Origin of the sequence: Anaerococcoides asporogena, assembly GCF_029590275.1 — a bacterium.
GTDB lineage: Bacteria > Bacillota > Clostridia > Clostridiales > Clostridiaceae > JG1575.
The window spans coordinates 2,000,710-2,025,802 of record NZ_CP120965.1; the positions used below are offsets into that span (position 1 = coordinate 2,000,710).

The following is a 25,093-nucleotide window of genomic DNA, read 5'->3' on the forward strand; positions in this document are numbered from 1 at the left end:
ACAGGATCTCCTTCCCTCTTTGTTATGTATTTCTGCCTGTAATTTCCAATATTAATTATTATGTAAATGTATCTTTTCGGATGTGATCTCCTGAAGGTTGGCTGCCCCCGTCAGAAGCATGGTGCTCTTTAACTCCGCCCTCAGCTTTTCCACATACAGGGCAACACCGTCCCGACCGCCGCCAAACGCGTAGGTAACAAAGGGGCGGCCAATCAGGACTGCATCCGCGCCCAGGGCGAGCATCTTAAAGACATCCACTCCGTCCCGAATTCCGCCATCGACAAGGATGGTCAGCTTGCCTTTCAGCTTGCTGGCGATTTCCGGAAGCACCTCGGCTGTTCCCCGGGCGCAGTCGAGTACCCGTCCCCCGTGGTTGGACACGACGATGGCATCCGCTCCGGCCTTGTAGCAGGCAATGGCATCTTCCACCGTCATAATGCCCTTAATGATGAACGGCATGCGGGAAGCTTTTTTGATTTCCCGGATCTCCGCCTCTGATTTAGGATACACTCCCATTCCATTCTTATTCATGAATACCAGCCCGCATCCATCCAGATCCGTGCCAAAGGCTGGAGTCAGTTCCGGATTGAGCATGCTCATGCGGCTTTTCAGCTCTTCGTTGAGCCAGGGTTTAATGAACACCAGTCCCTTATGATTCAATTCATTTAACGTGTGGATACCTTCCATCAAGAGATTCTTGGTTTCGCCATCCCCCAGCGATGGCAGAATATTCGCCAGATGACAGCCTTCAATGAGTTCCCGGATAAATTCCGGCTCGGTCATCTTGCCCCCCATATTATATTGAGTTCCTGTCATGGGTGCCGCTATCACAGGAATAGACATCGTTTCTCCGAAGATCTGACAGCTCAGATCGGGATCTTTCACTCCATGGACCACTTTCATGTTTAAGCTGATTTTCTTGATCGCGTCATAATTATTCATAAAAGCCCGTCCGGTTCCTTTACCACCCATGCCGGGCACTTCACCGCGGCAGGCAACCCCGTTGCATTCGGGACAGACCCGGCAGAAAGGTTTCAGCAGTTCTCTGGCTTTGGTTCTGATTTCCTGATGATTCATAGTTCCTCCCTGACCAGACAAAGAGTCTGGCATCTTTCCAATATATTTTTCTGATGGAATTCTTATGATTTATTGATTTCGATTCACTTTTTAATTTTCTTGCTTTATCCCAGCATGCAGTGATCTTCACTAAATTCTCTTTTGTAATCTTGACTGTGATCACTTATTTAATCTTCCTGAAACCTTTCCTGAAACCCTATTGAGTTCCTACTTCGATCCAGGTATTACTCCTTCGAAGAACTTGCGAACTGTTGCAGCTGATCTCGGTCGTTTTCTGAAAAGACTTTGATGCCGTTCTCTTCGAGCAGTGTTGCTGTCAGTCCGGCACCTGGGATAAGCCTTCCGGTATGACTTCCATCATAGACGGCATGACTGCCGCAGGAAGGACTTCTCTCTTTGAGCAGAGCGACGGTGACCCCATATTTCCGACAACAGACCAGTGCTGCCCGGGCACCGGTTACAAAAGCTTCGGTCACATCCGAACCCGTTTTTGTTAAGACGCCGCCGCCACCTGTTTCAAGCACCAGTCTGGCATCACGGGTCAATTCAGCGGCTTCCCGCGGGACGGGCAGACCGCCTTCCACCTCAGGACAGAAGGAAATGAGTTCATGCTGGGCTGCCAGCGTCTGAATCCAATCGACCGGGCTAGACCGTCCGTCGTAGCGAACCGCTTCTCCCAGAAGGCAGGCACTGACCAATATTTTCATCATTTCACCTCGACGATGGTCACGCCCATGCCGCCTTCCCCGTATTCACCGGGGCGGCTCTTCTTGACATGAGGATGCTTGCGCAGAAGACCTGTGATTCGATTCTTGACCGCTCCGGTTCCCACGCCGTGAATGATGGTCACTTCATTCAAGCCGCCCAGCGCGGCTTCATCCAGGTACTGATCCGTCCGGTAGGCCGCCTCTTCTGCGTCCAAGCCGCGCAAATCAATCGAGGATGCAACCTGTCTAAGGTTCAGATTAACCTGGCGGCGGGCCGCCTTGGCTTCTTTCTTCATTTCTTTCGTGATCTCCAGGTCCCGGACATTGGCTTTCATTTTCATGATGCCGGCCTGAACCATCAGATCGCCTTTCTCATCGGGCAGACTCAGGATCGATACGACCTGACCAAATCCCCGGTGCATAAATTCCGCGCCTGGCTTCAGCTGTTTTTTTACGTTGGAGCTGACTTCTCCCGACGTCTCTTCCCCGGTCTGATCGGATTCAATCAATTCCAGGGTATCCCGGAGCCGCTGCCGGTTCTTTTCCAGTTCCTGCCGGATATTTCCGGACATGCCCTGGGTTTCCAGTTTGCGAATGCTCTTTAATATTTCATCAGCTTCGTCTTTCACCTGACGCAGGATATTTCTGGCTTCACGGCGTGCTTCATCGAGCTGCTGCTGCCGCTGGGTCTGAATGCCCTTGAGTTTTTCGTCCAGCTTTTGTTCCTTCTCCTCCAGTTCCCGCCGCAGAGCTTCGCTCTTTTGCGCATCGCGCCGGGCACTCAGGTTGGATCGCTGCAGATTTTCAATCAGATCCTCAAATTTCAGGGTATCCTCTGAAATCAGTTCCTTCGCTTTGTCGATGACCTCATCGGACAGGCCCAGCCGTTTGCTGATGAGAAATGCATTGGATTTTCCCGGGACTCCGATTAAGAGCCGGTAGGTCGGCTTCAATGAATTGACGTCAAATTCCACCGAGGCATTTTCAACCCCAGATGTTCTCAGCGCATAGGCTTTGAGTTCTGAATAGTGTGTCGTGGCGATAACCCGGCAGCTGCGCTCCCGCAGCTCTTCCAGAATCGCCATAGCCAGGGCTGCTCCTTCGGTCGGGTCTGTTCCGGCTCCCAGTTCGTCGAACAGACACAGGCTGTCTTCGTCTGCCTCATTCATGATGCGGACGATATTCGTCATATGACTGGAGAACGTCGACAGGCTCTGCTCAATGCTCTGCTCATCGCCGATGTCCGCATAGATTTCCCGAAAAAAGGAGACGTGGGAATGATCATTCACCGGGATCAGGATCCCGGATAAGGCCATGGCGTGTAGCAGGCCGACAGTTTTGAGCGTCACTGTTTTACCGCCCGTATTGGGTCCGGTGATGACCAGACTGGTAAAATCAGCTCCCAGGTAGATCGTGGAAGGCACGACCACTTTTGGCGCAATCAGGGGATGTCGGGCACTGATCAGATGAAATGTACCATCTTGCCGAATTTCCGGCTTCATCGCGTCAATGCGTGACGCGTACTTGGCCCGGGCAAAAATGCTGTCCAGCTCAAAAATGATGGCTGCATTGCGGGCAACCGCGCCATGATGATTCGTTACTTTTCCGGACAGTTCGCGCAGAATCCGGTCGACTTCGGCCTTTTCCTGCAGCATGAGTTCCTTGATTTCATTATTCAGATTGACCAGGCTCATTGGTTCGATATAGAGGGTCTGACCCGAAGCGCTCTGGTCATGAACCAGTCCGGGCACGCTGCCCTTATGTTCGGCTTTGACCGGAATGACGTACCGGTCACCCCGTACGGTAAAGAGTGCTTCCTGCAGGTACTTTGAATTGGCGCGCACCAGACTTTGGATTTTATCCTTGACCGATGCTGATTTTTCTTTGATCGAACGGCGGATTGAATACAGTTTCTGTGAAGCGCGGTCCGCCACTTCGTCCTCGCCGATTATGGCATCGGCAATTTCCTCCTCCAGGGACTGCAGCGGCGTGATTCCGCTGGTCAGATCCCTCAGGCTGGCCGCATCATATTCTTCCGTTTTGATATAGCGTAAAAACAGTCGGCTGCTGCGGAGAATATTGCTGATCCGGAGCAGTCCGCCAGGATTAAGGACGCCGCCTTTTCCCGCCCGGCTGATGGCATCGCGCACATCGAACACGCCCTCAAAAGGCGCACTGCCCTTGATGGAAATCAGCCGCAGCGCTTCCTCGACTTCATTCAAAGCGCGCTGTGCCAGTTCAATGTTGTCAAATGGAGCCAGTGCTTCGATCAGGTCCTGACCGGCGGATGACACCGCGCTTTTTTTGATTTCTTCTTTAATTTTGTTTAATTCCAGTTTTTCCAGACTTTTTTGATTCATAAAATATTACTCCACGCCACGCTTGTAGTGGCCTCGGGTATGGGCCGACAGAAAATAACTCTCCCCTTTCGTCAGGGCAAGCATCACTGCCTTGGCCTCCTCGTAGCTTTCTGTAGTCAGATCGCAGCGGAAATGAGAAAAACCCTGACTTTTCAGGATCTTCTGCTGATCCAGGTTGTTCTTGGTCTTACAGTTGAGGATATAGCTGCGGCAGAAGCGATCCGTCAGGATCGGGAAACGTTCCCCTTTTCGGTCAGTCAGGGAAAAATTCATCGTCTGACATGGCACTGAACAGGCTGTTGTTCTGGTCCGTCCGCCGACCGTCGCGCCGATGGGACAATATTCTGAATGCATTAATTCAGTTCGTCCATACAGAACGACATAATGGTCCGATTTATCCTTCAAGCCGATCAGCTCGCTGTAATTGAGTTCTTCACTGGCTGTTACACCCTGAAGTTCCTCGAACAGGAGGCGGCCGTAAGAGTTGAGAAGGTTGAGCTTATAGTCACCCACCAGAGTAAGCGGCAGGATTTTCAAATGCTCCATAACACCGTAATTATCCGTCAGGATGCCGCTTATAAGTTCCAGTCGGGTCAGGGACGCCATGACTGCCTCAAACTCTGATTTCAGGATCTCAGGAAGCTTGATCCAGTAAGGGATGCCTGCTTCATCCAGCGCTCTGGCATCCGAAAAATCAAGACTGCCTTCCTGCCGATGCCATAAATACAGAACTGGTGTTAGTTCTGTCCCCTGACCCTGGACTTCCCGGCAAGCCAGCAGCTGCTCCTTGCTGGTAATTACGACCAGATGAGGCGGCAGGCTGAAGAACCCGTTTGACCGGGCGTTTGCCCGCTGTGCAAAAAAGTCCTCCAGGTCTGCGCGGCTGACGCATGTCAGGTTTCGTCGGATCTGGAGCGAAATTTCCTCAAGGTCAGCCAGCAGCTGACGACGCAGCTCATTGACTGAGGAAATCCGAAGGAAGCCTGGCTCATACTCAAGATCTAACGTTTCCAGAATAAAAGGCGTTCCACCGGTTTTGGCGAGGTTTTCAGTCAGGCGTTCCCTGGATAATGATTGATTTTCGGAAGCTTCCACGACCTCACCGGTCACCTCGATGAAATGGGATCCATAGTCTGCGCGCAGCAATAGCTTCTCGCCGGGGCGGAACACTGCCCGCAGACGGATGGGAAAGCTGACTGCGGTCTTCTGGCGCAGTTTGGCCTGGATGTCCTTCATCAGCGCCGCGTCATTGGTCTTCATGAGAAGATCCCCGTCACGGTAGTGTTTGGGATAGATCTCTACGGTATCGCCCGGGGCAGCATCCCGGACTTCCTTTTCCCCCCGCTTCATTTTTGTTACGATAAAGCCCGAGTCGCCGCTGGCCAGACCATCACCCAGACTGAGCCCGGTCTGAAGCCGGATCTGACCCTGCCGGACCCGCCCCAGAACGACCCCAGAATTGCGCGGGGAATGGAACGCCATCATATCCCGGCCGTCGTTTCCCAGGAGAAAGGCATGGTTAAACCCTTCCCGGTTGAACAGCTGGGTAATGCCGTCATGGTTCCAGGTCTGACCGGTCAATGCCCGGCGATACTGGGTGACTGTTTCATAGACATATTCCGGCCGCTTCATCCGACCTTCGATTTTCAAAGAGGACGTCCCGGTACGAACCAGGTCCTCGATCACATCCAACGTACTGAGATCCTTAGGGCTCATTAAATAGCCCTGAGCTCGGGTTTTCCCCTCCGCATCGGTCAGTTCGTATTCCATCCGGCAATTCTGGGCACAGCGTCCGCGATTGCCGGACCGACCGCCCAGCATGCTGGACATCAGACATTTTCCGGAGTAGCTGATGCACAGAGCGCCATGAATGAACACTTCCGTCTCATGATCTGCCGAAATTTCCCGGATTTCATCAAGTGTCAGCTCCCGGGCCAGAACCAGACGGGTCAATCCCTTGCCGGCCATCAGATCCGCCCCTTTTTTATTGTGGACCGTCATCTGAGTCGAAGCATGCAGTTCAATGGCTGGATGAAACTGACGCAGCAGTGCGATCAGTCCGGGATCCTGGATGATAATCGCGTCGACGCCCATATTCCATACCTTAACGGCATATTCATAGGCATCAAAAAGTTCGCTGTCTTTCAACAGCGTATTGATGGTGATATATAATTTGACACCCAGCCGGTGGCACTGGCGGATCGACTCAGCCAGGTCCTCGTCGGTGAAATTAGTGGCGTAGGCACGGGCTGAAAAGCGCGGGCCGCCCAGATAGACGGCATCAGCTCCGGCTTTCAGCGCCGCGTCCAGCGCATCGCGGTCTCCCGCCGGACTCAATAATTCAGGATTCATCGCTATTGCCTCATTTCTTCATATGGAATAAGTATATCACGAATTGACGCACAAAAAGAACGAAACAGGGGCCGTCTAGGATAAACGCATCAATTAGCCTTCATTTTAACCGACAAATGACTTCCCCTTGTTATTTGTCGGTTTTTAGCGCATAATTGTATTACATACTATGTAATACAAAAGGCGGTGAAGGAATGGCTGATTATCCCGATTGGGTGCTTAAACATAAGAAACCAGGTACCTACATCAACGTCGTCAAAGGTAAGTACTATCTGTATGCTGCCCATTCGGAGCGGATCAAAGGCACAGACAAAGTTCGCCGGGTCAGTGATGGTTATCTGGGTCGGATCACTGAGAAAGATGGCTTGATCCCGCCCAAGGACAAAGTGAATGAGCCACCGGTTGTTTTGGAGTTTGGCATGTCCACAACGGTTCTTACCATCTGCGAGAACATCCACAAAGGCCTGCGCCGTACTTTCACCAAAGCTGGTGACCTGGTCATGGCAGCATCCATCCTCTCGTTTTTGTATGGAACTTACGACTCTCTTCTGTTCAAACAATCCTATCTATCCAGGCGCTTCCCAGACCTTGATTTTGACGCGGTTCTGACCAAGCCCCAAGAGTTTGGGATCCAGCGGAGTCAATTGATGATCCGGGACACGATGGCTAGACACTTTGGTGAGGATCTTCCAACCGTGATGCTCCTTTTTCCTCTGGTCTACATGGTCAGCATCAATGACCGGATTTACCGTTCCGCGGAACCCGAGGTCACCAGACAACTACGATTGAAATATAACTTGAAGTGGGAGAACCAGCTATGAGCAAGATTTGCAGACCCATCCTGGAATACCGGGAAGTCATCAAAGCCACCGGCATAACCATTGACGAGTACACCCCTCCCCAAAAGATCATGAAGCGGTTTATTCGCCTGTTCCGGGAGATCGAAGATGTCAGGATCCAGGCGATGACCGACTACCCGCTCGAGGAGATCCTGGTGATCGCCTTTCTGGCGGTGCTTGGCAATGCCTCGAGTTGGAATGAGATCGAGCGGTTTGGCAATGCCAAGCACAAGTGGCTGAAAAAATTCCTGAAGCTGAACAATGGGATTCCTTCTCATGACACGTTTCGCCGGGTCTTCTCACTGATTGCCTCGGAGCAGCTGGAAAAGGCTACTGTACTGTTTCTAATGGAGAATATGGCTGTCCTCAGGAAGTCTTTGGGCATCAAATCATCGGTACGTCAACTGTGCATTGATGGGAAAGAAGAACGCGGTACGGGACGCAAAGCCGGTACTGATCAGGAGATCCGTAATCTGCAGACTCTGCATATCTACGATGCCTCCAATGGCGTCTGCATAGTCTCTCATCAGATCGACAGCAAAACCAATGAGATCCCCGCTGCCCAGGAAGCACTCAAAATGCTCCAACTCAAAAATGCCATCGTCACCTTTGATGCTCTGCACACGCAGACCAAAACCATCGGAATCATCATGGAGCGAGGCGGAAACTATGTTGGTGCCCTGAAGGGTAATCAGGGAAAATTGGCACTGGCTGCCGCTGAATCCTTCACGGAGAAGAATAAAGTCAGAATTCGAAAAGCTGGAAAGAATTATTTCGAGACCACTGAAAAATCTCACAGTCAGATTGAAACCAGGCAGTTCTATATGACCAAGGCCATTGATCTGGATAAGGAGTGGCAGGGGCTTCGTAATTTCATCTGTTACGAGAAAAGGATATTCAGCACAATAACCGGCAAAGAGAGCACTGAAATCCGATACTATATCACCAGTCTCAATGATGTTGAACTCGGCGGAGACGCGATCCGGGGGCATTGGAGTGTGGAAAACCAGCTGCACTGGCATCTGGACTATACCTTCCACGAAGACGACAACACGACAGTGGATCGACAGGCGTTCACCAATTTGAGCATCCTCAATAAGATGGCCTTGTCCCTGTTCAAACTGGTCCAGCCACTGATGAAAAAGAACAGCAGTATCCGGCTGATCCGGAAGGATTTCTCCTGGGGATTCGAAGATAATCTGGCTAAGCTGCTCAATTCCTTTGACGAGAATGTCTTGAAAAACGCTTTAGAAAATGCAAATTTGAATAAAAAATAGGGATCTTGGAGAAAACGACAAAAACCTTGGGGAAAGTGCGCTCCAAAATCACCTTTCAAGCTGAAACTGTCCCCTGGCCTGTAATGGCCAGGGGACAGTTTCCTTTAAGGTTATGTTGTTTGAATTGATGCGTTTGTCCTAGGGGCCGTCATTACGTCCCCTGTGGTTTTGGCTCAGTCCCGGTCGATAAAACCAGCTCTCCCCTGACCGTTATTTGGTCGGACGGGGCGTGCCGTCTTTTTTGTCTTTCGACGGTGTGATCTGATTTTCAAACAGCTTGTTCTGCAGATCCAGCACCTTGTATTTGTAGGACTGAAGTTCAAATTTCAGTTCCTTGTTCAACTTGGACAACTGTTCATTGTCATCTCGGTATTCCTTCACGGATTCCTGCATCAGCGTCATTTCTGTCTGAAGTTTGCGGAATTCCTCGTCCTTTTCCTTCAGCCGTTCCGCTTCATGGTCAGAAGCCGCAGCCAGGGCCTGATCCTTTTCTGCCAGCTGGGTGGTCAAAAGGTCCGTCTGTCGGCGCAGATCTTCCTTCTCAGCCTCGACCTTCGCCTGAACCTCATCCCATGCCTCGATCCGTTCCATCAGCTTGAGTTTTTCATCAACCAGATTGCAGGAGGTCAGGATGGCTGCAGTGGATGTATTCAGTTTACGGTTGGACTTCAGCATGGTGCCCAGAAGTTCATCGACAATGGTTCCGATACGCTGAAGATGTTCTTCTGATTCTTCTCCGACCAGATTGTAATCCAATCCCTGGATAGTCACCGCCACCTTGTTCATCTCGTCTTCCTCCTCCTGATCGCTTCGAATCCGCGATCCCCGCAATTTGGACGGGGTCGCTTTGCGTCCCGCTCGACGGGATCCGATTTTCATGTATCCTTATCATACTATACAGTACCTTTTGATTTCAATGAACTTCCTTAATTAATCAGCTGCATTCCACAGCTGAAATTCAGGAAACTGACCGGTCTTTTTGCCTGTCCGCACCCAAGGATCAGGAATCAGCGAAATTTAAAGACCCCCTTCATCACTTCACCTTAATGATCCCTAAGCTTTCTCCACGAGCTGATTTGGTGATCCCAAAGCTCTCCCCGCGAGCTGATTTGGTGATTCCTAAGCTTTCTTCGGTGATTCGCCTTGTAAACCACAAAGGCTTCAATTATTCTAAAAGGAGTACCACATGGACTTCCGGTTTCTTTGAACTTCCACTCCCGGCCTAAATAACACCGTCTGATCTTATTTGGATTTCCAAAGTGACGGATCTCTCCCCCAGGTCTTCCGCCTGCTGGGTGCAGGTATCTGAATTTCGACCGCAACACGCTTGAAAGGTAATTGATATATGCTACAAAAACTTGAACAGAAAAGAACGCCCTGGGCACTGCTCCTGATCCTTAGTTCCCTCGCACTGGCGGGATCCGGCTGGCACTTTACCGATGACACCCTGATCCGTGGAGCTCTTCTGTTTTTGGGAACAGGCACCGTGATGATTGCGCTGATCTATCGAATATTCGGTCTGGCCAAGGGGATCCGCTGGCTCCTCTACTGGGTTCTGCTGCTGCTTGGCATCGGGTTTTCGCTAGTGCTTGACTTAAATCACCTTCTTCCCACCTTTCTAGGTGACAGCGCTTCAACGACCATCACCAATATCGTATTTATTCCACTGATGCTGTTTCTTCCCCCGGCTGCAGATCGATGGATTACCCACCGGTTAACCGGGGAGACGCCCATCGCGTTGGAAGAAATCCGAAGGAACCAGGAGGGCATGAAAACCCGCCCAATTTGCGGCGTTGATTATGAGACCCATCAAAAATATAAAGCCATGACTTACACCGTGAACCAGCCGGGTAATCTGCTTGAGCTGACCGGCTCGGCTCGCATCCTGCGGATTTTCATCGCCAGTCTGACAATGCTTCTTTCTGTCGGTCTGATCATCTTCGGCGGAATTCGAACCGATTCACCGTTCCCGGGCCATGCCTATCAGGCAGTCTGGATCGTTGGCATCGGATTTTGCTTGCTTTTCAGCAGTATCTTCCTGCTCGATCAGGGTTATCTGAAAAGCCTGCTGATCCTGAGTTTATGTATTCTTCTGCTGGGTATCCTGTACGGGATCGTTGAGCTTCTGATTCGTACCTGGCAGAGTTCATTGCCTCTGTTTGTGATTATTGTTCTGCTGGCTGGCATTTTTTTCAGCTCCGTAGTTCTGCTTTTGCGTCAGTACAGTGTCCGGCGCCATGGATCACTCATGCGCTTTGAGCAGAATGGCACCATTCATCGGGTGGATCCGTTTCTCCAGGATACCTTCCCGATCAAACACTACCAACGCCTCTGCCGGGTGACTTTGTCAGATCTGGAGTCAGCGGCTGATCCTGAACCGCTGCATCACCGCCTGGCTCTGTTCTCGAATAACCATGCCATTCTTCTGGCCGGCAGCCGGCAGGATCCGGCCCAAAAAACACTTACTATCCTGCTCTACTGCAAAACAGAGGCGCAGGTCCATCAACTGCAACGTTGGCTGAAGCGACACTTGTCGGGCAGCGTACAGTTCCAGACCCTCGATGACACGGATTGGAGCGCGTTCCATGAACTGATGCCATCCGATCGCACGAAGGTACGACTGATCAATGAAATGGTACTGTTCGACCTGGAGGAAGCCGGAGAGGATCTGACCGATCCCAAGCCCGTTATTTTCAGCGCAGCTTTTGCCGAACAGGAACCGGCGCTGGCCTTCTTACGTCACCTTCGATCCATTGCCTCGGAGCAGTCCTTTGATCAGGCAATCTATGTGGACAATACAGCCCACGTCAGGGATCATGGGTTAGCCGAAAAATTCAGCCATGCCATCGAAGTACAGAAGACCTTCCGAATCAGCAAGGCCTGGCTGGACATCGAAGCCCTGAAATTTCTCGAACTGGTCACTCCGGCCGGAGGAACCTTTGAAACCCTTATTGTCGATGAAGTGCTCCATCCCGAGGATGATGATCACCCATTGACTGAACAGGCTCCTTCGCCACCTGAATCCTAAGACATCAACCATAAGCAGCCCCTGGTTTTTGAGGTTTATGTTTCCCGGTTTGTCATTTCCTCGCTATCAGCTCGTAAACCCACATAAATGCTGTTACGATTCATTATCACCTCGCTCTGAGCGATAACGACTTATTGGGAGCACATTCTTTATAAAACCGCAAGAATTCGCATTCCCAAGACAAAGATTGTTAGTTGAATGAAACAAAGAACAAGCATCAAACGTTTGATTAATATCCAGTCAAGTCGTTTGATGCTTGTTATGTTTCAAAGAAAAAAAGTCTCGCACGTCGATCCGTCGCATGTGCCTGAAAATCCTGGCAGCGTATTAGCTCGACCCGGTCTTCCCAAGGGATGCTAGTCTCGAGTTGGGAACTCTCCTCTCTCGGTGTACTGGCGGTGACATGCCGTTTCACACTCTCTGACGACTGCAGTTCCCTAGCCAAACCCAGCAAAAATTTATATTGAAAGTGCCCCAGGCATGTGGTTTCATCACGAAGAAACTGAATAAGTCAGTTTTTCCCTTATTTTCATTTTCCGCAGCATTTTTTATATTTCTTACCGCTTCCGCATGGGCAGGGATCATTTCGCCCAATTTTTACATTAGGCAGCGCTTCTTCTTTTTCTTTCGAGGCTGATTTCTTAATTATTTCTTTTGAAGCACGCTTAACCTCATTGTATCTACTCCGTAAAGCCTTAATGACCTCTGGCTTATTCCCCTTTAGGAATGAAATGATCTCAGAAATCTGATTTTGTTCATTATTATTATACTCAACATTATATTTGAAATTTTTTAAATTCATTCTGACAGCAAACTCTGGCTCCTGTGTTTGCTTAGATAAATTAATTTTATAGAATGACAGCACGACCTCATTGCAAAGACATTTTGGATTGGAACAATACTGGTCATCAAAAGTCCACTTCTCCGTTTCATTCCATGCAAATTTAAAATTATCATAGTCTAAACCGCCAAAAATCTCAGCGTATGTTACCATATCTCCATCCAGGATCATCTTTATCGTATTGCCAGAAATGTAATCTAAATAATTCTTTTTTCCATATTCTTTAGCTCGCACATAATGTGACAGCAACTTGGACTTCAGTTGGTCAATGTCAGCTTCAAATTCCTGAATCATTTGTTCAGCTTTTATCGTTTTGTTGAGAATTGTCTTCCCAGTAACTTTCCAGGTACTCATGTCCAACCTTAATAAAAACAACTCATTAATGGGCTTTCCTTCGTCAGACATTTCAAAAAATCGGAGAACCACATCCGTACAACTGCAGCCAGGATTCACGCAGTATTCCTCTTGAACTGTAATTATGGGGCTATATTCGGCGAATTTAATGGAAATAAAATCAACCTTTTCCCCGTCGTTTAATAGTCTGGAAAATGGGATTAGACTTTCAGGCATTTATCTTGTCCTCCTCAAATTTGTTGATACAAGCAGCACAATCACAACCTTGGCATGATTGACCGATTGAAAAAACATCGCTGTTCCGGCAACACAGACGGATAATTCATTATATGATTCACAAGCTTCTCAGCATGATGAAAAATCATCTTTGCGAAATCATAAATCCAGGCGCGATATAGTCTTTGTATGAATTATACACGGATTTTAAAGACTATTACAATCTCCCGAATCCACGGCTCTGCTATCGTCATCGCTCCTCTCCGGCTTCTGCCATACCGGAATCCACAATTTACATTTCCCAGATTATCGAACTAATTGTCAGTAGGAATGGATCCTTTAAATCGCAATTCTGCTGTGAGAAGAATGATTGTACCGATTTCGCTAACTTGGCGGGTCGCGATAATTTCACCGCCGAATAATCAGTCAACAGCCTCATTTCACCCGTAAGAAGTCCGCCAAGTAATCTGCACAGAACAGGAAAACCCTGGCTGGATTTGTGATCCGGAGGATAAAACCAGATAAATTAAGTATTGCTGAGTTGTCTCGCCTCAATTCGAGAGTTCATTCGATTATATACTCATTCGCACCTGATCAGATGGTATTCCTGATTTTCAACAGCTGTCCCTATCTTCCTCCACCGTTCCATTCATTGATATCTCTGTTGGAAGAACTGAACTTTTTCACTTCATCCGACCGATTCATCCACCTTATTGTTTTCCGTTGACTTAATTCACCCTTTTCTTTATGATAGATAGGTAAACACGTTTGAATGGGAAGAGTAGATCCGCAGAAGAGCCGGACAGAGAAGGCAGGTCAGGGGCTGAAAGCCTGCCAGGCATCGAGCTGATTGAAGTTCATCCCAACAGTGGCACAGGTGATATGTAGTCTGTGACGGGAACCCGCCGTGAAAAGGGAATGAGTGGCAGAAAAGTTCTGCAACCAGGGTGGTACCGCGAAACTTCGTCCCATGGATTATTCCATGGGATTTTTAATTTTGAAACGGAGGAAAAATGATGCTGGAAAAATTAGAACAGTTAAAAGTGGAAGCACTGCAAAAGATCACTCAGGCCGCCAATGTGGATGAGCTGAATCTGGTGCGTCAGTCGGTATTAGGCAAGAAAGGCTCCCTGACGGGGATTCTGAAAGAACTGGGGAAATTATCCCCGGAAGAAAAGAAAACGGTCGGTCAGGCGGCAAACGTCGTGAAAACGGCATTGAGCGATGCGATTGCCAACCGGGAAGAAGAAATCATCGCGCAGGGATCCGTAATGGAGCACGAGCTTGACCTGACGCTTCCGGGCATTGCGCCGGTTCTGGGCGGACTGCACCCGATCACCCAGATGTGCTATGACCTCAATGATGCGTTCCGGTCCCTGGGATTCCATGTATATGAGGAAGTGGAAATTACCAGTGAGAAATTTGCCTTTGACCACATGAACTTCCCGCCCTCCCACCCTGCCCGTGAATCCATGGATACCTTCTGGCTGGAAGGGACAGAGGATAAAGAAGCGGAACAGCGCTTGTGTCTGCGGCCGCATCTGACCGGAGGTTCGGTACGTCATCTCCGGGAACACGGCGCGCCGGCCCGGTTTGTCTATCCCGGCCGTGTTTATCGCAACGAAAATACGGATGCGCGGCATGAACGGGCCTTCTTCCAGTACGAAGCCCTGATCGTGGATCGCGACTTCTCCTTCGCCTCTGGAAAACTGCTGGTAAAAACCATTTTGGAGAAAGTCTTCGGCCAGGAAGTTGATGTCCGCATGCGGGCTGGATTCTTCCCCTTCGTAGAGCCCGGCTTTGAAATTGACATGAAATGCCTGGTTTGCGGCGGAAGCGGCTGCCGGGTCTGCAAGAACGTAGGCTGGATCGAAGTCATGCCGGGCGGCGTGCCCCACCCCAATGTACTGCGCAGTGCCGGACTGGATCCCACGGAGTGGACCGGATTCTATATTAATATCGGTCTGGACCGGCTCGTCATGATGCGTTACGGCGTTGACGACGTCCGCCTGTTCCATTCGGCTGATCTTCGCTTTCTGACTCAATTCAAGTAGGAGGAATCAATATGTTAGTATCATTAAACTGGATCCGGGAATATGTCGATCTGCCGGCTGACCTGACCATGGAGAAACTCTCCTACGACCTCACCATGCGGACCGTGGAAGTGGAGGGCACCTATAATCCGGCCGACGGCCTGGACCACATCGTGGCCGGAAAAATTCTGGATGTCAAGCCTCACCCGCAGGCTGACCGGCTGCGTCTGGTTCTGACTGACATCGGGCGCGGGGAGCCGGTGCAGATTGTCTGCGGCGGTTCAAACCTTGCCCCCGGCCAGATGGTCGTCGCAGCCCTGCCTGGCTCCTTCGTGCGCTGGCATGGCGAAGGCGAACCGGTCGCCATTCAGAACAGCCAGCTGCGCGGTGAGGAATCCTTCGGCATGATCTGCGGTGCTTCAGAAGTCGGCCGACTGGAAGAACTGCTCCCCCCCAAAGCTGAAACTGAAATCATGGACATTACTGCCTTTGACGCGGTTCCGGGACAGCCCATTGCTGACGTTCTGGGTTTGGATGACATCATCCTGGAAATTGATAACAAGTCCATGACCAACCGGCCTGATCTGTGGGGTCACTATGGTCTGGCCCGTGAGCTGGCTTCCATTTACCAGATGCCCCTCAAGACTCTCCCCCGGTTTGCCCCGTCCGAAGGAATTCCTTCCTTCCCTGTTGTGATCGAAGATCCCAGCCGCTGCATGCGCTACAGCGCGACCCACATCACGAATCTGGAAGTCGCCCCCTCTCCCTGGGAGCTCCAGCTCAAGCTCTGGAAGGTGGGAATGCGTCCCATCAACAACATCGTTGACATGACCAACTACGTCATGCTGGCCACCGGACAGCCCACCCACGGCTTTGACTATTCCCATGTCAAGGAAGGAATTCAGGTGCGCGCGGCTCGCCCCGGCGAAACCTTAGAACTGCTGGACGGGCGGATCCTGGATCTGAAGGAACACGATCTTTTGATCTGCGATTCCAAAGATCCTCTGGGGCTGGCCGGAATCATGGGCGGACTGAACGATTCCATCTTGCCCCAGACTACCGAAATGATTCTCGAAGTCGCCTCCTTTGAACCCACCGGAATCCGCAAAACTACCCAGATTCACGGACTTCGGACGGAAGCTTCCATGCGCTTCGAAAAAGCCATCAACACCCAGCGGGTCGATGAAGCCCTGGGCGTATTCCAGTCTATTCTTGGCCAGACGCTGCCTGATGCCCGAATCGTGGCCTACCATGATGAATACCCTAATCCCACCGAAGCTCCGGTCATCACTGTTGAAAAATCCTTCCTGAATACCCGCCTGGGTCAGGATATTTCTACAGCGCAGATGAGCGCCACCCTGGCTCCTCTCGGCTTCAGCGTTGAAGATGCCGGAGAATCCTTCCGGGTTCTGGTCCCACACTGGAGAGCAACCGGCGATGTCAGCCTGCGGGATGATGTTCTGGAAGAAGTGGCCCGGATGATCGGATATGAGAACTTTGAGTTTACCCCGCCCACCATCTCTCTGGATGGGCCGGTCAACCAGAAGAAGCCGGATCTGGAGCGTCAGACCCGGGAATACCTGGCTTTCCGCTGCGGTCTGCAGGAAGTTTTTACCTACCCCTGGATTGATGAAAGCTATGTCCGGGCAGCCGGAGAAGAACCGTCGGACTTGCTCCGGCTGTCAGCACCGCCCTCACCGGAAACCGCGGGCATCCGGAACTCTCTGATTCCCGGGCTTCTGGAAGCCATCGAAAAAAACAGCCGCTACTTTGAGTCCTTCAAAATTTTCGAAATGACTCAGATCTTCCGCAAGGACAAGACATTCAGTCCGTCGGATCCCTCAGAGGTTCTGCCGGTGCATGAAAAGCATCTGGGCATTGCTCTGGTCGGAGATGATCCGGAACGGCTCTTCCGCGAACTGAAAGGCATCCTTGAAAGTCTGCCCCGGGTTGCCATGGCATTCCCGCTGTCCTTCAACCGGGAAGATCAGCCTGCCTGGGCCGATCGCAAAGCCTGGCTCAATCTGACCTGTGCCGGCCAGACCATGGGCTCCATGGGACTTCTTTCCATGAAATCAGCCCAGGCAGCCGGAATTAAACGGGTATACGCTGCTTTGGCCGAATTGAACTTTGATGTCATGATCCCCTATCCTTCTCGCGACAACATGTTCCGTCATCTGCCGACCTACCCGCTGGTTGAACAGGATCTCTCCATGCTTCTCGATGAGCAGGTCACCTGGCATCAGATTGAACAGGCGATCAAGGATCAGGTTCGGGATCTGAAGTTCATTGAAGAATACCGCGGCACGCAAATTCCTGAAGGGAAAAAGTCTCTGACCCTGCGCCTGTGGATCGGATCGGACGAGAAAACGCTGTCTGCCTCCGACATTGAAACCATGATGAACCAGATCATCAGCACGCTGCGGACTGCAGCGGGTGCCGAGATCCGGGATAAGTAATCCCATTATCTGTACTGAACCAGGCCTTCGCTTATTCGAGGTCTTTCCAGCAGCAATGTTCTGTCTGAAATTCCTCCGGGTGTCAAGAATATTTCGAAAGTCAAACAGCGGTGCCTTAAACGGCATCGCTGTTTTTGTAACCAAAATAAGCTTGAAGATCCTTCACTCTGGTATAAAATAGAGTCAATGGCACGGCAACGGATCCGGAAGAACTCCGCTGGTCAGGAATGTGCCATCCAATCCATCATAAGATTCCATTCCTGCTAACAATCAATAACCTGCGATGCAACAAGGAGACAACAACTATGTTAAAAAAAATCAATCGCCTGAGTCATCCAGCGGTTCGATTCCTGTCGATCCTGCTGCTCACATCCTTTGGTTTGACCGCCTGTGCTCAACCCACTCCGTCAACGACTGTCAGCTCACAGCCCGCCGGCACGACAGCGCCGGCCGGCGGACAGAATACCATTACGATCCAGGGCGTCATCCTGACAAATGGCACCGTATTTGTGACGGAAGCCCCCGCGCTGTACCGCCTGACCAATGACATGCTGAGTATCCAGCTGCCAGCTGGATCTCCGTCCTACAAACCGGGTGCACTGGTGGAGTTCACGATTCAGGATGCCATCCGGGAATCCTATCCGCCCCAGGCAACAGCAATCTCCAGCCGCTTGATCAAAGAAAACTCATCAACCATAATAGCCCCTATTAATCTTGGTCCAAATCTTCAGATGCATCTGGGCGACGCGGCTGTGCTCATCGATGTGCGGACACCTCAGGAATTTGCCGAAGGCCATCTGGCCGGAGCCCTTAATATCCCACTCAACGACATCCAGAAAGTCATTGCTTCCCAGGTACCAGACAAGAACAAGACCATTCTCCTCTATTGCCGGAGCGGCAATCGTTCGGCTACTGCCGCCAAGCAGCTCAAGAAACTGCAGTATGCGGTGGTTTTCGACCTGGGAGGAGTCAACTCGTTCACCGGTGATCTGGTTAAGTAAGTCACACGCGGTATCATGACTGAAAAATGACAGAAATTCAAAAACAATTGCCGAGTGACGGGAATGCCAAAGGACTCCAAGTATCGGACAGATAAACATCAAAACAGCCTGGATCGTCGAAATGAGGGTCCAGGCTGTTTTGATGTATCATATTTCTGTTTTGGATCTTACTTCTGTTATGATTCATGGCATCTTATTATTGGGTCATTGCTTCCGGTTTGATTCATGTTCTTATGAATGTCCGATCGATCAATGACTACCAGTGATGCCAAAACGGTTTTAACCCGATGACTCCGGGAGGGTTCATCCATCCCTCGATCCGGTTCAGCGGATTTTCAGATCATACATCATCAGAGCAGCAGCCACCGCCGCGTTCAGGCTCTCAGCGCCGCCAGGCATGGGAATTCGGATGGTAACGTGAGGCAGCGCGCGAATGGTGTCGCTGACGCCATGAGCCTCATTTCCAATAACCACAATGCTGGCGCCGGATGGATCTACCGCCGGAAGTTCAACCGCATCCTGAAAGTCAGCCAGATAGAGCGTCGCTCCCTGGGTCAGGCGCTGATTCAGCCATGCTGTATCCTGATTCAGCATGAGGGGCACCTGAAAGATGCTGCCCATGGTGCTGCGCAATACTTTTTCCTGATAAGGGTCCGCACAGCCCTTGGACAGAATCAGACCATCCAGGCCGAACGCATGAGCAGTTCGGATAATCGTGCCAAGATTCCCCGGATCTCGAATCTCGTCCAGATACAGCCACAGGCCGCTGGTTTTCTCAAATGCGTCTGAGGATGGAGCGGGAATTCGGGTCTGAGCGAGGATCCCCTGGGGCGTCACCGTGCCTGCCAGGTCCTTCATCAGGTCCGGCGGAACGATCAGGATCTCACACTCCGACTTGAGATCCAGTCCCTCCAGCAGTATTTCATCCTGAACGATAACGCAGTCAATTTCAACCTGCTGGCGCAGCGCTTCCTTAAGAAACCGCTGTCCTTCAATCAGAAATGTACCCGTCCGCTCCCGGTATTTTCGCTCCTTGAGCTTTCGCAGCTCTCTCAGTCTGGGATTCTGAAGGCTTGTAATGTTAGTCTTCATCGGCCAGAACCGTGTGCTCCAGATGAAGCAGGTCTTCATTGGTTCCGACCGCAATAATGACAGATTCCGGCGGGATGACCACATCCGCTGTCGGAGAAATATTAATATCATCCGTTTTGCTGCGCAGAGCCAAAACCGTAATGCCATAGTTTGCCCGAACATCCAGATCCTTAATGGTTCTGCCAATCCAGCTGTCTGGTGCATTCATCTCAATGATCTGGTAATCATCGGACAGTTCAATCAGGTCCACCAGGTTGGATGAAACCAGATTGTGGGCAACCCGGTAACCCATATCCTTCTCCGGAAGCACGACCCGGTCTGCCCCGATTTTCAAAAGAACCTTCTTATGGAGTTCTGACTGGCCTTTGCATATGACGTATTTTACGCCCGCTTCCTTAAGCAGCAAGGTAATCATAATGGATGCCTGGATATTGGAACCAATCGTGACGACGGCAACGTCAAAATTACGGACTCCCAACGTGCGCAGGGCATATTCATCCGTTGCGTCCAGCTGGACCGCATGGGTCACTTTATCGGCAATATCCTGAATGACATTTTCATCCTTGTCGATGGCCAGGACATCATGTCCCAGTTCTGAGAGCGTTTCTGCTACGGAAATGCCAAAACGGCCCAATCCGACGACGATAAATTGCTTTGCCATAATTCTTTAACACCTTTCTCATCCCGCATGATGGCGGGTTGCTTTTCTCGATCCCCGAGTGGGTTGTGTGATCTGTTATACTTTCCTTCAATATCTCCCGTTTCATATCTCCCGTTTCATGTCTGTCCGGGACACACGATGCTCTGCCTGAGTACTCTTACCCGATCAGAATCTTCCCTTCCGGGTAAGCGATCTGAGCCGGCGTCTTCTGCCGGGATAGTGCCAGGAGGACTGTGATGGGGCCGACCCGTCCAAAGTACATTCCGGCAATCAGAGCTGCTTTGGAGGTAAATTGAACATCGGGAGTAATCCCCTCGCTCAGCCCGACCGTAGCAAACGCGGATGTGGCTTCGAAGATCAGCGCTTCCATCGACGTTCCCTGAGCGGACTCAAAAAAGCTCATGACCAGCGTCACGCCGAATACAATACCCAAGCCAATGACTACCACGGCAAAGGCTTTGAACACACTGTCCTTATCAATCCGGCGGCCAAAGGCTTCCGGGTCATGGCGGCCCTTGAGGACGCAAAGCACGGTCAGGAACAGAATACTGATGGCGGTTGTTTTGATACCACCGGCCGTGGATCCGGGAGATCCGCCGATAAACATCAGAATGATGGTCAGCAGACGGGATGCCATGGACATATCCGGGATGGAAATTGCATTGAAACCAGCTGTCCTCGGGGTAATCGACGCAAACATGGAATTGGTCACTTTATCAAGAAAGCTCATGGAACCCATGGTAGCTGAATTGGAATATTCAAAGATAAAGAACAGCAATGCCCCGCCGAAAATCAGGAACAGCGTTGTCGATAGGACAAGCTTGGCGTGGAGTGACAACCGAGTAATGGACTTGAAGTTCCAGATTTCCATCCAGACTGAGAATCCAAGACCGGACACCGCGATGAGGGTCATGATCGTTGTCAGGATGATCTTGTTGGTATTGACACCAGTCAGTGAGGCAAAGTTCCCCATCAGATCGAAACCGGCGTTGCAGAAGGCAGAAATTGAATGGAATATGCCGTAATAGATCCCCTCTGCCCAACCGACCATGGGAATGAACTGCGTCATCAGTATCAGTGCTCCCGCCAGCTCGACACCAAACGTGAATCCAACCACATACCGGACCATCTTAATGATTCCCTGCAGGTTCATGGCGTTGTACGCTTCCTGCATCAGCAGGCGCTCCTTGAGTCCCAGTTTTTTGCCCATGAAGACAGCAGTTAATGTGGCAAAGGTCATAAAACCCAGCCCGCCGATCTGTATCAGGCTGATGATCACGGTTTTTCCAAAATAGGTCCAGTGGGTTCCTGTATCCACTGTAACCAGACCGGTTACGCAAACCGCGCTGGTGGATATAAACAGGGAGTCAATAAATGGTGTCACTGTTCCAGCCTGGCTGGAAATGGGCAGCATGAGCAGCAGTCCCCCCAGCAGAATGACCAGGGCGAATCCCATAGCCAGGACCCGGACTGGATTCATTTCTATTTTCAGCATTTTTGGCAATGAAACTTTCTTTGGTAAAGTCATAGTGATTCCTCAATTCAAGTCCAATCCGCGCCGTTCAATAGACCGCTGCCGCGAGGCAGCGGTCCAAAGGGCCAGACTGGTTTTCGTTTTTTAGTTCTGATTCATCTCTTAACAAAGGATACTCCGACTTTGTCAGAAGTTCAACTGTTCCCCTAAAGATTGAATGTAAATTTTACGTTATTTGCCATTCCCTGGAACAGCGTCATTCCAAGCCATGATCGAACTGGTACTGGCACGCTTGCTGCTACTGGTTGATCTTGATGGGGCGAATCACGCTGAACAGATCTTTTTCCTGGTTAATCTTGTCCTGGCTTCCCAGTACGCACAGATAATCCTGCTTCATCAGCTGATCCATCAGCTGGGCTTTGGCCATGATGCTGTCTTTTCTCGTATCAATGGCCTGGCTCATCCGCTTCTCGATTTCCGCTTCTGATGAACCGGAAAATCGCCGAGCCAGTACCAGAGTGTTGATGTCCGAGGCGGTCAAGGGCGGATTAAACCGCGGCATGGTACCGATGATGTAGTTTTTGACATCATCCTCATCCAGTGCGAAATTGCGCAGGAAATCACTCATTCCGTCATAAACATTGACCGTATTTCTCAGATTGGGATCCCGATAGGAATACGTAACGGCATTGCCGAACGGATCGATGGAAATTCCGGCTCCGTAAGCCCCGCCGCGGGCACGGATCGCGTTGTGGAGATAATCCATTGATAGAATCGACGCCAGAACAACCATTTCTCCCGTATACTCAAAACCAAGCTTTTTCAGATTGTACCCCTTCGCCGCATACTGCACTCCGGAGGCGGAGGTCAGTCCTTCCTTGCGATGTCCCAGTTCAAAGACAAGCGGCACCGCTGGCCGGGCACTTCCCTGGGGCAGTCTCCGGATAAAGTCGGCAGCTGCATCCATCAGTTCTGACTTGCGTTCCGGTTCTCCCGTCAGACTCAGCACCAGGTCCTGAGAACCGAACAGGCCCTTGGCGACGCGGCGAAGATTCGTCTGGATCAGATCCGAGTTGCCGTCAAAGTCCTTCAGCAGAAGATTCAGGTGATCGTAAAAATCAATGCCCGAGAGTTCTTCCAGATAGCGGGATGCCTGATTGAAGAATGAGGCAACGCGCTGCATGACGATGGTATGACCCTGGAAGTCGAAGCTGGACTCCAAATTGGACCGCAGCATCAGGAAAATTTCCTTCAGGCGCTTATTATCGGAAAAGCCCGTCCGGAAAAGGACTTCATCCAGGAATTCAAACATCTTGGGGTAGTAGTCACCCATTGCGGAGCTGTAGACATTGAATCGTGCTTCGTATTCATCCGGACCGCTCAGTTTTTTAAATACGCTGGGAGAGAAATGCAGTCCTGAGGTATAGATGTTGATTTCATTATTGAGTTCAGAGTACGTATATTTGTCAGTTCCGATGATTCCCAGCACAGCAGCCAGATAGCCGGCCCAGACAATGTCTTCCCGTTCCAGGGGTGCCATGGAGAACGCAGCGGTCAGATAACTGATATCCGATGAGTTCCAGGGATGGAACAGCAGATCGGCATTGCCCAGACGGACACTCTCCTCCTCGATATGGGGGATGTGTCGGTCGATGTCTGACAGGTCAAGATGAGGGATCGTTGCCTTGTCTTCCTTGGAATCCTCCGTTGTCTGGAATTTCAGCAGCTTCTCATTTTCCGCAATCAGATCTGCCAATGCTTCCTGGGACAGGCCCGCCTTGAGCTCAGCCAGCTCTTCTTCCACCTTGCGGTCCAGTTCGCCGAACAGGTTCGCTTTGGGACGATGGATCGCCAGGATCTTCACCGGATTGTTGAGAATCCGCTCCTGGATGATGCGTTCAAACAATCCTTCTTTCATGCCAAGACGCATCCGGGCAAACACATCATCGAAGTTGAGGTAGCTGGCTGCATCATTGCCATAGCGCCATGCACTCATGACATTGATGAAGTAGATGATGCCTTTCAGGGTTCCGCGGGCTTCCCGCAGCTTGAATTCCGTCCGGTTCAAAGCGGCCAGCAGCAATTTCTCATCAATCCCCTGCTCCGTCATGTGCTTCAGGGTTGATTCGATCACACCGACAAACTCATCGAGCCGGCCATCTGCCGTGTGCTTCGCTGCCAGTCCAAAGTCAAGGTAATAGGTGTCACCGGACAGGCTCATGAAATCTTCGCCCAGTCCCTTTTCCAGAAGAGCTTGTTTGATCGGAGAAGATTCAGACTGGATCAGGACCTCATTGAGAATGGTATTGATAAAATAGTCATCCACCGAATCAGCGTGCCCCAGGGATACAGCATAGGACAGGTAAGAGTGCTCCTTCGCCGTTTGATTCTCATCGGCGGGATACTCAAAGTCAAAGCGTTTGATCCCAGGCTCCTGTTCTTTTAAAACCAGGTCAGAGTCCGGATTCTTCCGCTGGAAATGGCAGAGGTATTCTTCATCCAGAAGCCGCAGCAGATCCTCCCGGTCAATGTCGCCATACAGATAAATCATGCTGTTGGATGGGTGATAATATTTCGTATGGAATTCCTTCAGGCCCTCATAGCTTAACCGGGGGATGTCATAGGGGTACCCGCCGGATTCGTGGTCATACGTTGTCCCCTGGTTCAATGCACGTGCTACCTGGATGGCTACATTGGCCTCCGGGGAAGAATACGCCCCCTTCATTTCATTGTAGACTACGCCATTGTAAGTAATGGGTTCATCCGGTGAGAGAATATGATGATGCCAGCCTTCCTGCAGGAAGATCTCTTTCATTTCATGAATTCTGGGGAACAGGACAGCATCCATGTAGACATCGATCAGATTGCGCAGATCCTTGCGATTCTGGGAGGAAATGGGATAAATCGTCATATCCGGAAACGTCATCGCATTCAGGAATGTATTCATGGATCCTTTCAGCAGTTCCATGAATGGTTCCCTGGTCTTGAACTTTCGGGATCCGGACAGCACTGAGTGCTCCAGAATATGGGCTACACCGGTAGAATCCTCCGGCAGCGTCCGGAAACCAATGCCAAAAGCCATGTGGGGATCTTCGTTCTGAAGATGCACCAGGTGGGCACCGGAGGTTTCATGTTCGTAATACACAATGGTCGAACCTGTTTCCTTGGAGGGTTGCTCTCCCACCCGACGGAAACCGTGCAAAATGTCATTATTGGTCATAATATGCTCCTTTGAAACAATCTGCTTACATTTTATCATATTCCGATCACTTCTTCTTGTTCGACAACTGTCTAACTTAAAAAATCCTCCCAAAAAACAGAA

General features: G+C 50.7%; 16 protein-coding genes. 6 read left to right on the plus strand and 10 right to left on the minus strand.

Annotated features, from left to right (window positions below):
- Window positions 1–51 precede the first annotated feature (51 nt).
- The 4 genes from P6M73_RS09345 to P6M73_RS09360 form a co-directional block, all read right to left on the minus strand.
- Window positions 52–1,077, minus strand: a complete 1,026-nt coding sequence (locus P6M73_RS09345) for an alpha-hydroxy-acid oxidizing protein (protein WP_277852789.1) — start codon at window positions 1,075–1,077, stop codon at window positions 52–54.
- Between the two features lie 224 nt (window positions 1,078–1,301).
- On the minus strand, window positions 1,302–1,787 hold the full coding sequence (locus P6M73_RS09350) for a 2-thiouracil desulfurase family protein (protein WP_347276270.1): 486 nt from the start codon (window positions 1,785–1,787) through the stop codon (window positions 1,302–1,304).
- Window positions 1,784–4,144: an endonuclease MutS2 gene (locus P6M73_RS09355; protein WP_277852790.1), complete on the minus strand. Its 2,361-nt coding sequence runs from the start codon at window positions 4,142–4,144 to the stop codon at window positions 1,784–1,786. Before P6M73_RS09355 ends, P6M73_RS09350 begins: the two co-directional genes overlap by 4 nt.
- Before the next feature lie 6 nt (window positions 4,145–4,150).
- Window positions 4,151–6,496 (minus strand): U32 family peptidase, encoded by a 2,346-nt coding sequence (locus P6M73_RS09360; RefSeq protein ID WP_277852791.1) that lies wholly within the window; start codon window positions 6,494–6,496, stop codon window positions 4,151–4,153.
- Between the two features lie 194 nt (window positions 6,497–6,690).
- On the opposite strand from P6M73_RS09360, the gene P6M73_RS09365 reads away from it, so the two are divergent.
- On the plus strand, window positions 6,691–7,317 hold the full coding sequence (locus P6M73_RS09365; RefSeq protein ID WP_277852792.1) for a hypothetical protein: 627 nt from the start codon (window positions 6,691–6,693) through the stop codon (window positions 7,315–7,317).
- On the plus strand, window positions 7,314–8,612 hold the full coding sequence (locus P6M73_RS09370) for an ISAs1 family transposase (protein WP_277852793.1): 1,299 nt from the start codon (window positions 7,314–7,316) through the stop codon (window positions 8,610–8,612). Before P6M73_RS09365 ends, P6M73_RS09370 begins: the two co-directional genes overlap by 4 nt.
- A gap of 210 nt (window positions 8,613–8,822) precedes the next feature.
- Here P6M73_RS09370 and P6M73_RS09375 read toward each other — a convergent pair whose 3' ends face one another.
- Window positions 8,823–9,491, minus strand: coding sequence for a cell division protein ZapA (locus P6M73_RS09375; protein ID WP_277852794.1), 669 nt, complete (start codon window positions 9,489–9,491; stop codon window positions 8,823–8,825).
- Between the two features lie 466 nt (window positions 9,492–9,957).
- Between P6M73_RS09375 and P6M73_RS09380 the strand changes: the two genes are divergently transcribed.
- A complete protein-coding gene (locus P6M73_RS09380) occupies window positions 9,958–11,640 on the plus strand; it encodes a hypothetical protein (RefSeq protein WP_277852795.1) in 1,683 nt (560 codons plus the stop codon).
- A gap of 529 nt (window positions 11,641–12,169) precedes the next feature.
- On the opposite strand, the gene P6M73_RS09385 is transcribed toward P6M73_RS09380, so the two are convergent.
- Window positions 12,170–13,051 (minus strand): YecA family protein, encoded by an 882-nt coding sequence (locus P6M73_RS09385; protein ID WP_277852796.1) that lies wholly within the window; start codon window positions 13,049–13,051, stop codon window positions 12,170–12,172.
- A gap of 1,013 nt (window positions 13,052–14,064) precedes the next feature.
- Here P6M73_RS09385 and P6M73_RS09390 point away from each other — a divergent pair.
- The 3 genes from P6M73_RS09390 to P6M73_RS09400 all read left to right on the plus strand — a co-directional run bounded on the left by P6M73_RS09390 (window position 14,065) and on the right by P6M73_RS09400 (window position 18,544).
- Window positions 14,065–15,105 (plus strand): phenylalanine--tRNA ligase subunit alpha, encoded by a 1,041-nt coding sequence (locus P6M73_RS09390; RefSeq protein WP_277852797.1) that lies wholly within the window; start codon window positions 14,065–14,067, stop codon window positions 15,103–15,105.
- An 11-nt stretch (window positions 15,106–15,116) separates the two neighbouring features.
- Window positions 15,117–17,543 (plus strand): phenylalanine--tRNA ligase subunit beta, encoded by a 2,427-nt coding sequence (gene pheT / locus P6M73_RS09395; RefSeq protein ID WP_277852798.1) that lies wholly within the window; start codon window positions 15,117–15,119, stop codon window positions 17,541–17,543.
- Window positions 17,544–17,848: 305 nt separating this feature from the next.
- A complete protein-coding gene (locus P6M73_RS09400; protein WP_277852799.1) occupies window positions 17,849–18,544 on the plus strand; it encodes a rhodanese-like domain-containing protein in 696 nt (231 codons plus the stop codon).
- Between the two features lie 324 nt (window positions 18,545–18,868).
- Here P6M73_RS09400 and P6M73_RS09405 read toward each other — a convergent pair whose 3' ends face one another.
- The 4 genes from P6M73_RS09405 to P6M73_RS09420 all read right to left on the minus strand — a co-directional run bounded on the left by P6M73_RS09405 (window position 18,869) and on the right by P6M73_RS09420 (window position 24,991).
- On the minus strand, window positions 18,869–19,636 hold the full coding sequence (locus P6M73_RS09405) for a TrmH family RNA methyltransferase (protein ID WP_277852800.1): 768 nt from the start codon (window positions 19,634–19,636) through the stop codon (window positions 18,869–18,871).
- Window positions 19,626–20,300 carry a potassium channel family protein gene (locus tag P6M73_RS09410; protein ID WP_277855756.1) on the minus strand — a complete coding sequence of 225 codons (675 nt, stop codon included), beginning with the start codon at window positions 20,298–20,300 and terminating at the stop codon, window positions 19,626–19,628. The genes P6M73_RS09405 and P6M73_RS09410 overlap by 11 nt, the downstream gene beginning before the upstream one ends.
- Before the next feature lie 154 nt (window positions 20,301–20,454).
- The gene (locus P6M73_RS09415; RefSeq protein WP_277852801.1) at window positions 20,455–21,825 is read right to left on the minus strand and encodes a TrkH family potassium uptake protein; all 1,371 of its coding nucleotides are present in this window, start codon (window positions 21,823–21,825) and stop codon (window positions 20,455–20,457) included.
- Between the two features lie 244 nt (window positions 21,826–22,069).
- Window positions 22,070–24,991: an insulinase family protein gene (locus P6M73_RS09420; RefSeq protein WP_277852802.1), complete on the minus strand. Its 2,922-nt coding sequence runs from the start codon at window positions 24,989–24,991 to the stop codon at window positions 22,070–22,072.
- Between the last annotated feature and the right edge of the window lie 102 nt (window positions 24,992–25,093).

Bases quoted from the DNA above. Each gene is read 5' to 3' on its own strand.
- P6M73_RS09345 (WP_277852789.1), bottom strand. From the start codon at position 1,077: ATGAATCATCAGGAAATCAGAACCAAAGCCAGAGAACTGCTGAAACCT.
- P6M73_RS09350 (WP_347276270.1), bottom strand. From the start codon at position 1,787: ATGATGAAAATATTGGTCAGTGCCTGCCTTCTGGGAGAAGCGGTTCGC.
- P6M73_RS09355 (WP_277852790.1), bottom strand. From the start codon at position 4,144: ATGAATCAAAAAAGTCTGGAAAAACTGGAATTAAACAAAATTAAAGAA.
- P6M73_RS09360 (WP_277852791.1), bottom strand. From the start codon at position 6,496: ATGAATCCTGAATTATTGAGTCCGGCGGGAGACCGCGATGCGCTGGAC.
- P6M73_RS09365 (WP_277852792.1), top strand. From the start codon at position 6,691: ATGGCTGATTATCCCGATTGGGTGCTTAAACATAAGAAACCAGGTACC.
- P6M73_RS09370 (WP_277852793.1), top strand. From the start codon at position 7,314: ATGAGCAAGATTTGCAGACCCATCCTGGAATACCGGGAAGTCATCAAA.
- P6M73_RS09375 (WP_277852794.1), bottom strand. From the start codon at position 9,491: ATGAAAATCGGATCCCGTCGAGCGGGACGCAAAGCGACCCCGTCCAAA.
- P6M73_RS09380 (WP_277852795.1), top strand. From the start codon at position 9,958: ATGCTACAAAAACTTGAACAGAAAAGAACGCCCTGGGCACTGCTCCTG.
- P6M73_RS09385 (WP_277852796.1), bottom strand. From the start codon at position 13,051: ATGCCTGAAAGTCTAATCCCATTTTCCAGACTATTAAACGACGGGGAA.
- P6M73_RS09390 (WP_277852797.1), top strand. From the start codon at position 14,065: ATGATGCTGGAAAAATTAGAACAGTTAAAAGTGGAAGCACTGCAAAAG.
- pheT (WP_277852798.1), top strand. From the start codon at position 15,117: ATGTTAGTATCATTAAACTGGATCCGGGAATATGTCGATCTGCCGGCT.
- P6M73_RS09400 (WP_277852799.1), top strand. From the start codon at position 17,849: ATGTTAAAAAAAATCAATCGCCTGAGTCATCCAGCGGTTCGATTCCTG.
- P6M73_RS09405 (WP_277852800.1), bottom strand. From the start codon at position 19,636: ATGAAGACTAACATTACAAGCCTTCAGAATCCCAGACTGAGAGAGCTG.
- P6M73_RS09415 (WP_277852801.1), bottom strand. From the start codon at position 21,825: ATGACTTTACCAAAGAAAGTTTCATTGCCAAAAATGCTGAAAATAGAA.
- P6M73_RS09420 (WP_277852802.1), bottom strand. From the start codon at position 24,991: ATGACCAATAATGACATTTTGCACGGTTTCCGTCGGGTGGGAGAGCAA.